Here is a 10,437-nt window from a genome sequence, read left to right on the forward strand (position 1 = left end):
CCCACCGCGCCACGACGACGAGGAGGACATCCGATGGGACAGCCGCAGCAGCCCGAGGGGGCCGGAGCGGGGGCAGCAGCCACCGGCACCGGGACCGACAGCGGGACCGGGACCAGGGCGACGGGGGCATCCGCGACCAGACCGCCCCTGCGCGTCGGCATGGTCGGCTACGCCTTCATGGGTGCCGCGCACTCGCAGGGCTGGCGCACCGCGGGCCGGGTCTTCGACCTGCCGCTGAACCCGGTCCTGGCCGCGATCTGCGGGCGGGACGCCGACGCCGTCCGCACCGCGGCCGACCGGCACGGATGGGCGAGCACCGAGACCGACTGGCGGGCCCTGGTCGAACGGGACGACATCGACCTCGTCGACATCTGCACGCCCGGTGACAGCCACGCGGAGATCGCGCTGGCCGCCCTCGCCGCCGGCAAGCACGTCCTGTGCGAGAAGCCCCTCGCCAACACGGTCGGGGAGGCGGAGGCGATGACCCGGGCCGCCGACGAGGCCGCAGCCCGCGGCCAGCTGGCGATGGTCGGCTTCAACTACCGCCGGGTACCGGCCACCGCGCTGGCCCGGCGGATGGTGGCCGCGGGCCGCGTCGGCCGCCTCAGGCACGTGCGGGTGACCTACCTCCAGGACTGGCTCGTGGACCCGTACTCGCCGCTGACCTGGCGGCTGCGCAAGGAACTGGCCGGCTCGGGCGCCCTGGGCGACCTCGGCGCGCACATCGTCGACCTGGCGCAGTACCTGACGGGCGAGCGGATCGCGGGCGTCTCCGCCCTCACCGAGACCTTCGTCCGGGAACGCCCGCTGCCGGCCGGTGCCGCCCGGGGGCTCTCGGCCGGCTCGGCGGACGGCGCCATGGGCCAGGTCACCGTGGACGACGCCGCCGTGTTCACCGGCCGCCTCACCTCGGGCGCCCTGGTCTCCTTCGAGGCCACCCGCTACGCCACCGGCCGCAAGAACGCCCTGCGGATCGAGCTGAACGGCGAACGCGGCTCGCTCGCCTTCGACCTGGAGCGGCTCAACGAACTGTCGTACCACGACGGTACGGAGCAGGGGGAGCACGCCGGCTTCCGCCGCATCCTGGTCACCGAACCCGAGCACCCCTACCTGGACGCCTGGTGGCCGCCGGGCCACGGGCTCGGCTACGAGCACTCGTTCGTCCACCAGGCGCGCGACCTCGTGCACGCCGTCGCCGAGGGCCGCCGGCCGGAACCCTCCTTCGCCGACGGACTCCAGGTGCAGCGCGTCCTCGCGGCGGTCGAGGAGAGCGCCGAGAAGAACTCCGTCTACACCCCGATCGCCCCCTGAGGAGGCTGGCAGCGACATGCCGCGCAACTTCACTCTCTTCACCGGTCAGTGGGCGGACCTGCCCCTGGAGGAGGTCTGCCGCCTCGCCCGCGACTTCGGCTACGACGGCCTGGAGCTCGCCTGCTGGGGCGACCACTTCGAGGTCGACAAGGCCCTCGCCGACCCCTCCTACGTCGACTCCCGCCACCAACTGCTCGACAAGTACGGCCTCAAGTGCTGGGCGATCTCCAACCACCTGGTCGGCCAGGCGGTCTGCGACGCCATCATCGACGAGCGCCACCAGGCCATCCTCCCGGCCCGCATCTGGGGCGACGGCGACGCGGAGGGCGTACGGCAGCGCGCAGCGGCCGAGATCAAGGACACCGCCCGGGCCGCCGCACGCCTCGGCGTGGACACCGTCATCGGCTTCACCGGGTCGGCCATCTGGCACCTGGTGGCCATGTTCCCGCCCGCCCCGGAGTCGATGATCGACCGGGGGTACCAGGACTTCGCGGACCGCTGGAACCCGATCCTCGACGTCTTCGACGCCGAGGGCGTGCGGTTCGCCCACGAGGTCCACCCCAGCGAGATCGCCTACGACTACTGGACCACCCAGCGCGCCCTGGAGGCCGTGGACCACCGGCCCGCCTTCGGCCTCAACTTCGACCCCTCCCACTTCGTCTGGCAGGACCTCGACCCGGTCGGCTTCCTGTGGGACTTTCGCGACCGGATCTACCACGTCGACTGCAAGGAGGCCCGCAAGCGCCTCGACGGCCGCAACGGGCGCCTCGGCTCCCACCTGCCGTGGGGCGACCCGCGCCGCGGCTGGGACTTCGTGTCGGCCGGCCACGGCGACGTCCCCTGGGAGGACGTCTTCCGCATGCTGCGCTCCATCGACTACCAGGGCCCGGTCTCCGTGGAATGGGAGGACGCCGGCATGGACCGGTTGCAGGGCGCCCCCGAGGCCCTCACCCGCCTCAAGGCCTTCGACTTCGACCCGCCCAGCGCGTCCTTCGACGCCGCCTTCAACAGCTGACCCGAGCGTCCGACCGCCCGGCCGCAGGTCGGGGACGGGGGCCGGCGGAACCGCCGGTCCCCGGTCAGGCCTGCCCGAATCCCGCTTTGTCCTGCATTGGGAAAAAGTTGAACCAGTCCGGGCCCAAGGGGTGTTGGCCCCGGAAGAACGCGGTTACCGTCCCTGAAGTGTTCAGGACACCCACGCCCCCGGGGTGACGGCGTACCCCGGAGCCCGCCGCACCGCACGTCTTCGCACCCGTTCCGTACGGCCCATCCCGTTCCCGGAGGGACTTCGTGCACAGAACCAGACTCAAAAGCACCAGGACCACGAGGCGCCCGAGGCTGCGCACCACGCTCGCCCTGTTCACCGGCCTGATCCTGGCGGTGGGGACCCCGGCGACCGTCGCCGGCGCCCACCCCGGCCACCCGGAGCACGACGAACCGGCGGCCGCCGAGGGGCAGTTCCAGCAGGTGCCCCTCGCCAAGGGCGAGCCCGAGATGGGCGAGCCGATGTCGCTCGCCGTCCTCCCGGACCGCAGCGTCCTGCACACCGCCCGCGACGGCACACTGCGCCTCACCGACCAGGGCGGCGTCACCAAGGTCGCCGGCAAGCTCGACGTCTACAGCCACGACGAGGAGGGCCTGCAGGGCGTAGGCATCGACCCGGACTTCGAGAACAACCGGGCGATCTACCTGTACTACGCCCCGCCGCTCGACACCCCGGCGGGCGACGCGCCGGAGACCGGGACCGCGGAGGACTTCAAGAAGTTCGACGGCGTCAACCGGCTCTCCCGCTTCGTCCTCAACGCCAACGGCACGCTGGACACGGCCAGCGAGAAGAAGGTCCTGGACGTCGCGGCCTCCCGCGGCACCTGCTGCCACGTCGGCGGCGACATCGACTTCGACGCCGAGGGCAACCTCTACCTGTCCACCGGCGACGACTCCAACCCGTTCGCCTCCGACGGCTACACGCCGATCGACGAGCGCCCGGACCGCAACCCGGCCTTCGACGCCCGCCGCAGCTCCGGCAACACCAACGACCTGCGCGGCAAGATCCTGCGGATCAAGGTCGCCGAGGACGGCTCGTACACCGTGCCGGACGGCAACCTCTTCGCCCCGGGCACCGAGAAGACCCGCCCCGAGATCTACGCGATGGGCTTCCGCAACCCGTTCCGGATGAGCGTCGACGACGAGACCGGCACCGTCTACGTCGGTGACTACGGCCCCGACGCGGGCGCCGCCGACCCGAACCGCGGCCCGGCCGGACAGGTCGAGTTCGCCAAGGTCACCAAGGCCGCCAACTTCGGCTGGCCGTTCTGCACGGGCAACAACGACGCCTACGTCGACTACGACTTCGCCACCAAGACCTCCGGCGAGAAGTTCGACTGCGCCGCCCCGAAGAACACCTCGCGGCACAACACCGGCCTGGTCGACCTGCCGCCCGCGCAGGCCGCCTGGATCCCGTACGACGGCGGCTCCGTGCCCGAGTTCGGCACCGGCTCCGAGTCCCCGATGGCCGGCCCGGTCTACCGCTACGACCCCGAGCTGGACTCCAGCGTGAAGTTCCCCGAGGAGTTCGACGGCGACTTCTTCGCCGGCGAGTTCGGCCGCCGGTGGATCAAGCGGATCGAGCAGAACGCCGACGGCACGGTCGCGAAGATCAACGACTTCCCGTGGACCGGCACCCAGATCATGGACATGGAGTTCGGCCCCGACGGTGCGCTCTACGTGCTGGACTACGGCGTCTCCTGGTTCCAGGGCGACGAGAACTCCGCGCTGTACCGCATCGAGAACGCAGAGGACGGCTTCTCCCCGATCGCCGAGGTGAGCGCCGACAAGACGTCCGGCGCGGCCGGCCTCAAGGTGAAGTTCACCGCCTCCGTCAAGGACGCCGACTCCCCGGACCTCACCCACAGCTGGGACTTCGGCGACGGCACCAAGGGCGAGGGCCTCACGCCCACCCACAAGTACAAGAAGGTCGGCACCTACACCGCGACCTTCACCGCGAAGGACCCCGAGGGCAACACCGGCAGCGCCAGCGTCCGGATCGTGGTCGGCAACACCGCGCCCAAGGTGCGGATCGACGTCCCGGGCAACGGCACCCTGGCAGCCTTCGGTGAGCCCGTCCCCTTTAAGGTGACCGTCACCGACCCCGAGGAGACCGTCGACTGCTCCAAGGTCAAGGTCGCCTACAGCCTCGGCCACGACTCCCACGCCCACGAGCTGACCAGCGAGATGGGCTGTGAGGGCACCCTGAAGCCGCCGCCCGGCGACGGCGGGCACGACCCCAACGCCAACATCTACGGCGTCGTCGGCGCCAGCTACACCGACGGCGGGGCGAACGGCCAGGAGGCCCTGACCGGCACCGCCCGCACCGTGCTCCAGCCGCTGCACCGCCAGGCCGAGCACTTCGCCGGCCAGCAGGGCGTCTCGGTCATCGACAAGACCGGCGCCAACGGCGGCAAGACCGTCGGCAACATCGACGACGGCGACTGGATCTCCTTCAGCCCCTACAAGTTCGACGGGCAGAAGAAGCTCACCGTTCGGGCCTCCTCCGGCGGCGCCGGCGGCTTCGTCGAACTGCGCACCGGCTCGCCCGAGGGCCCGCTGCACGGCTCGGCGTACATCCCGCCGACCGGCGGCTGGGAGACGTTCCAGGACGTCGACGTGCCGCTGCGGGCCCTGCCCAAGAAGACCACCGACATCTACCTGGTCTTCCGGGGCGGCGAGGGCGCGCTGTACGACCTGGACGACTTCGAGTTCTCCAAGGAGCCGTTCAAGGGCGGCAAGAAGGTGCTCGTCTTCTCCAAGACGGCCGGCTTCCGCCACGACTCCATCCCCGAGGGCGTCGCCGCGCTGAAGGAGCTCGGCGCCCCGGCCGGCATCTCGGTCACCGCGACCGAGGAGGCCAAGCAGTTCACCACGGCCAACCTCGCCAAGTACGACGCCGTCGCCTTCCTGTCCACCACCGGTGACGTCCTCGACGCCGACCAGCAGAAGGCGTTCGAGAACTACGTCAAGAACGGCGGCGGCTACATGGGCATCCACGCCGCCGCCGACACCGAGTACGACTGGGAGTTCTACGGCGGCCTCGTCGGCGCCCACTTCGACTCGCACCCGGCCATCCAGAAGGCCACCGTGCGCGTCCACGACCACGACCACCCCTCCACCGCGCACCTCGGCGACACCTGGGAGCGCACCGACGAGTGGTACAACTACCGCACCAACCCGCGGGACCAGGCCAAGATCCTCGCCACCCTGGACGAGACCACCTACGACGGCGGCACCATGAAGGGCGACCACCCGATCGCCTGGTGCCAGAGCTACGGCGGCGGCCGGTCCTTCTACACCGGCGGCGGCCACACGAAGGAGTCCTACGCCGACGAGGCGTTCCGGGGCCACCTGCTCGGCGGTATGCAGTACGCCACCGGACAGGTCAAGGCCGACTGCAAGCCGAACACCGGCTACCGGGACATCTTCAACGGCGAGACCAGGGACGGCTGGAAGCAGGCCGGCCCCGGCACCTTCGACGTGAAGAACGGCACGCTGGAGTCCAACGGCGGCATGGGCCTGCTCTGGTACCAGGCCAAGGAGCTGAAGTCGTACTCCCTCAAGCTCGACTGGAAGATGCGGGGCGACGACAACTCCGGGATCTTCGTGGGCTTCCCGGCCTCCGACGACCCCTGGTCCGCGGTGAACAAGGGCTACGAGATCCAGATCGACGCGACCGACGCGGCGGACCGCACCACGGGCTCCGTCTACTCCTTCAAGTCGGCCAACATCAAGGCCCGTGACCAGGTCCTGCGGCCCCCCGGCCAGTGGAACTCCTACGAGATCAAGGTCCAGGGCGAACGCCTTCAGGTGTTCCTCAACGGAGTCAAGATCAACGACTTCACCAACAAGGACCCCGAGCGGAGCCTGACCGACGGGTACATCGGCCTCCAGAACCACGGCGCCGACGACCAGGTCTCCTTCCGCAACATCCAGCTCAAGGAACTCTCCTCCTAGGGCTACCGGAACGGCGGCGGGCGGAGGACGCCGGACCTCCGCCCGCCGTCCCGCCGGGCCCGCGCCCGGCACCCCGCTCGTCCCCCTCCCGGCACTCGCACCAGGTTCGCGTACGACAAGGAGGCTGCCCATGTCCGCCGAACCGTCCCCGCCCACCCCCTCCTCGGCTCCGCGCCTCGGCGTCTGGCTCGTCGGGGCCCGTGGCTCCGTGGCCACCACCGCGATCGCGGGCTGCGCCGCCGTCGCCGCCGGCCTGCACCCGCCGACCGGCATGGTCACCGAGACCCCGCCGTTCGCGTCGAGCGGTCTGCCGCCGCTGTCGTCGCTCGTCTTCGGCGGCCACGACACCCTCGACTGCCCCCTGCCCAAGCGCGCCGAGCACCTGGCCGAGGGCGGTGTCCTGCCGCACGGCCTGCCGTCGGCCGTGCACGCCGAACTCGTCGCCGCCGACCGCGAGATCAGGCCCGGCGGCCCCGTGACCGGCGTCCCGGAGGGCGGGCCCGCCCGCACCCAGGACGAGTGGATCGACGTGTTCGCGGACGACATCCGTGACTTCGTCCGCCGCCACGACCTCACCGGCGCCGTCGTGGTGAACGTGGCCTCCACCGAGCCCGCCCCCACCGACGGCACCCTGCCGCCCAGCTCCCTCTACGCGGCGGCCGCCCTGCGCGCCGGCTGCCCGTACGTGAACTTCACGCCCTCCACCGGGCTGCACCACCCGGCGCTGGCCCCGCTCGCCGAGTCCTCGGGGCTCCCGTACGCGGGCCGCGACGGCAAGACCGGGCAGACCCTGCTGCGCTCCGTGCTCGGCCCGATGTTCCTCCAGCGGGCCCTCGCCGTACGCGCCTGGTCCGGCACCAACCTTCTGGGCGGCGGCGACGGCGCGGCCCTCGCGGACCCCGCGGCGGCCGCCGCCAAGAACGCCGGCAAGGAACGCGTCCTCGCCGACACCCTCGGTGCCGCACCCGAGGGCGAGGTACACATCGACGACGTGCCCGCCCTCGGCGACTGGAAGACCGCCTGGGACCACATCGCCTTCGACGGCTTCCTCGGCGCCCGCATGGTCCTCCAAACCATCTGGCAGGGCTGCGACTCGGCGCTGGCCGCGCCCCTCGTCCTCGACCTGGCCCGGCTGGCCGCCCGCGCCCACGAGCGGGGCCTGTCCGGTCCGCTGCGCGCACTCGGCTTCTACTTCAAGGACCCGGTGGGGGACGGCCCGTCGTCCCTGGCCGAGCAGTACGCGGAGCTGATGGCTTTCGCCGGACGGCTCCGGGACGGCGCCGGCGACGGCGAGGAGCGGCGGTGAGCCGCGCGGTCGCCGTGGCCCGGGACGCCTCCGCGCCCGCCGGCGCGGCGGGCAGCGGCCCGGCCGCGGAGAGCGCCCCGTCGGGCGCCGCCGGGGCTCCGGCGCACGGTTCCCGTCCGACCGGTACCGGACGCGCCGGCGCCTGGGCCGAACTGCTGCGCCTGCCCGCCCTGTTCACCGTTCCCGGGGATGCCCTGGCGGGCGCCGCGGCGGCCGGTGCGCGTCCCGGGCCCCGCACACTGCTCGCCATCGGCTCGTCCCTGTGCCTGTACGAGGCGGGCATGGCGCTGAACGACTGGGCGGACCGGGCCGAGGACGCCGTGGAGCGCCCGCACCGCCCGCTGCCCTCCGGGCGGATCCGTCCCGCCGCCGCCCTGACCGCGGCCTGCGGTCTCACCGGAGCGGGCCTGGCGCTCGCCGCCGCGGCCGGCCGGCCCGCCCTGGTGGTGGCCGCCCCGTTGGCGGCGACGGTCTGGGCCTACGACCTCGCGCTGAAGCACACCCCCGCCGGGCCCGTGGCGATGGCCGCCGCCCGCGGACTGGACCTGCTCCTCGGCGCCGCCGCCACCGGCGGCGCCACCCGCCCCGCGCTGCCCTCCGCCGCGCTGCTCGGCAGCCACACCCTCGCGGTCACGGCCGTCTCCCGCCGGGAGACCGTCGGCGGCTCGGTCCTGGCCCCGCTGGCCGCCCTCACGACGACGGTGGCGCTGACGCGGCTGGTCACCCACCGCCGCACCCGACTCCCGGCAGGCCGGTGGGCAGCAGCCGCCCCCGGCCTGCCGGGCCCCAGCCCGACCGGGCGCCCGGCGCAGGCCACCGGCGCTCTCACCACCGCCCTGGGCGCCGCCTACGCCGCCACGGCCGCCCGGCCCTACGTCCACGCCGCGCTCAACCCCTCGCCACCGCTCACCCAACGCGCCGTCGGCGGCGGCATCAGGGCCACGATCCCGCTCCAGGCGGCGCTCGCCGCCCGCTCCGGGGCCGCTGCCACGTCGCTGCTGGTCGCGGCGCTCGCCCCGGCCGGGCGGATGTTCGTGCGCAGGGCCGGCCTGAGGAAGGTGAGCATCACATGAGCACCGGTGCCCCCACCCTCCCTCTGCGCTTCGGCTACGGCACGAACGGTCTCACCGACCTCCGCCTGGACGACGCCCTCGCCCTGCTGGCCGACCTCGGTTACGACGGTGTCGGTCTGACCCTCGACCACATGCACCTCGACCCGCTCGCCGAGGACCTCGCCGCCCGCACCCGCCGGGTCGCGCACCGCCTCGACGCGCTGGGTCTGGACGTCACGGTCGAGACGGGCGCCCGCTATGTGCTCGACCCGCGCCGCAAACACGGCCCCTCGCTGCTCGATCCGGACCCCGGTGACCGGGCGCGCCGGGCCGACCTGCTGGTGCGGGCCGTGCGCGTCGCCGCCGACCTGGGGGCCCACGCCGTGCACTGCTTCAGCGGCATCACGCCGCCGGGCACGGACGCGGAGACCGCCTGGAAGCGCCTGGCGGACGCCCTGGGCCCGGTCCTGGACGCCGCCGCCGACGCCGGCGTGCCCCTCGCGGTGGAGCCGGAACCGGGTCACCTGCTGGCCACCCTGGCCGACTTCCACCACCTGCGCCGGCTGCTGGGCGACCCCGGGCAGCTCGGCCTGACCCTGGACCTCGGGCACTGCCAGTGCCTGGAGCCGCTGCCGCCCGCCGACTGCGTGCGCCAGGCCGCGCCCTGGCTGCGGCACGTGCAGATCGAGGACATGCGCCGCGGCGTGCACGAACACCTGCCCTTCGGCGACGGCGAGATCGACTTCCCGCCCGTCCTCCAAGCCCTCGCCGACACCGGCTACCAGGGCCTGACCGTCGTCGAACTGCCCCGCCACTCCCACGCGGGGCCGCGCTTCGCCGAACTCTCCCTCCCGTTCCTCCGCGGAGCCGCGACGGCGGTCCCCCGCACGAGCCGCTCGGGCGAGCCCTCCGCCACCCACTGAAGGGAGCCACCCCCATGACGCAGCCACACACCGGCCACGTCACCCCCGACACCCAGGGTGCGGACGCCCCCACCGCCGGACGGGACCAGGGCCCCACCCCCGCCCACGTCCCGCCCGCCGACCTGCGCGCGGCCCTCTCCGCCGAGCTGGGCGGAGCCGCCCGGGCCTGGCTGGACCAGGCACTGGACGAGGCCGCCGCCCACCCCGGCGCCCACGGCCCCATCTCCGTCTGGGAACTGCGCCTCGCCGAGGCCGCACGCCGTTGCGGCCCCGCCCACGCCGACGCCGCCCGCGTCCTCGTCCTGCACGCGGCACGCGCGGACACCGACGCCCTGACCCGCGTCTACTCCCAGGGCACCGCCGACGAACGCCGCGCCGTCCTGCACGCGCTGCCCCATCTGGTGTCCGGCCCCGAGGCCCTGCCCCTGGTCGAGGACGCGCTGCGCACCAACGACACCCGGCTGGTCGCCGCGGCCCTCGGCCCCTACACGGCCCGGCACCTCGACGCCCACCAGTGGCGGCACGCCGTACTGAAGTGCCTGTTCACCGGCGTGCCCCTGGACGAGGTCGCGGACCTCGCCGGACGCGCCCGCGGTGACGCCGAACTGGCCCGCATGCTCACCGACTACGCCGCCGAACGCACGGCCGCGGGCCGTTCCGTCCCCGAGGACCTGCGCCGCGTCCTGGCCCTGACCGAGCCCGGCACGTCGCACACCCCGGCCGCCCCCCACGGCAAGGAGTCCTGATGCGCATCTTCGACCCGCACATCCACATGACCTCCCGCACCACCGACGACTACGAGGCCATGCACGCGGCCGGTGTCCGCGCCGTCGTCGAGCCG

7 protein-coding genes and 1 pseudogene are annotated in these 10,437 nt (G+C 73.3%); all 8 read left to right on the top strand.

The window, feature by feature from the left end; genetic code table 11:
* The first annotated feature begins 33 nt into the window (after nucleotides 1-33).
* Nucleotides 34-1,311 (top strand): Gfo/Idh/MocA family protein, encoded by a 1,278-nt coding sequence (locus tag ACZ6EG_RS13560; RefSeq protein WP_469604303.1) that lies wholly within the window; start codon nucleotides 34-36, stop codon nucleotides 1,309-1,311.
* 16 nt (nucleotides 1,312-1,327) lie between these two features.
* Nucleotides 1,328-2,326, top strand: coding sequence for a sugar phosphate isomerase/epimerase family protein (locus ACZ6EG_RS13565; RefSeq protein ID WP_356612323.1), 999 nt, complete (start codon nucleotides 1,328-1,330; stop codon nucleotides 2,324-2,326).
* A gap of 275 nt (nucleotides 2,327-2,601) precedes the next feature.
* Entirely contained in the window at nucleotides 2,602-6,315 is a 3,714-nt protein-coding gene (locus ACZ6EG_RS13570; RefSeq protein ID WP_391968302.1) for a ThuA domain-containing protein, read from the top strand.
* Nucleotides 6,316-6,445: 130 nt separating this feature from the next.
* Nucleotides 6,446-7,621 carry an inositol-3-phosphate synthase gene (locus ACZ6EG_RS13575; protein WP_469604308.1) on the top strand — a complete coding sequence of 392 codons (1,176 nt, stop codon included), beginning with the start codon at nucleotides 6,446-6,448 and terminating at the stop codon, nucleotides 7,619-7,621.
* Nucleotides 7,618-8,694 (top strand): SCO3242 family prenyltransferase, encoded by a 1,077-nt coding sequence (locus ACZ6EG_RS13580; RefSeq protein WP_469604311.1) that lies wholly within the window; start codon nucleotides 7,618-7,620, stop codon nucleotides 8,692-8,694. The genes ACZ6EG_RS13575 and ACZ6EG_RS13580 overlap by 4 nt, the downstream gene beginning before the upstream one ends.
* Complete coding sequence (locus ACZ6EG_RS13585; RefSeq protein ID WP_391968299.1) at nucleotides 8,691-9,596, top strand: sugar phosphate isomerase/epimerase family protein; 906 nt, start codon at nucleotides 8,691-8,693, stop codon at nucleotides 9,594-9,596. Before ACZ6EG_RS13580 ends, ACZ6EG_RS13585 begins: the two co-directional genes overlap by 4 nt.
* A gap of 14 nt (nucleotides 9,597-9,610) precedes the next feature.
* Nucleotides 9,611-10,342, top strand: coding sequence for an EboA domain-containing protein (locus ACZ6EG_RS13590; protein ID WP_391968298.1), 732 nt, complete (start codon nucleotides 9,611-9,613; stop codon nucleotides 10,340-10,342).
* Nucleotides 10,342-10,437: pseudogene (locus ACZ6EG_RS13595) on the top strand (TatD family hydrolase); the annotation flags it as partial. The gene ACZ6EG_RS13590 and the pseudogene ACZ6EG_RS13595, both read left to right, overlap by 1 nt.

It is taken from the genome of Streptomyces sp. NPDC041968, from assembly GCF_055589025.1.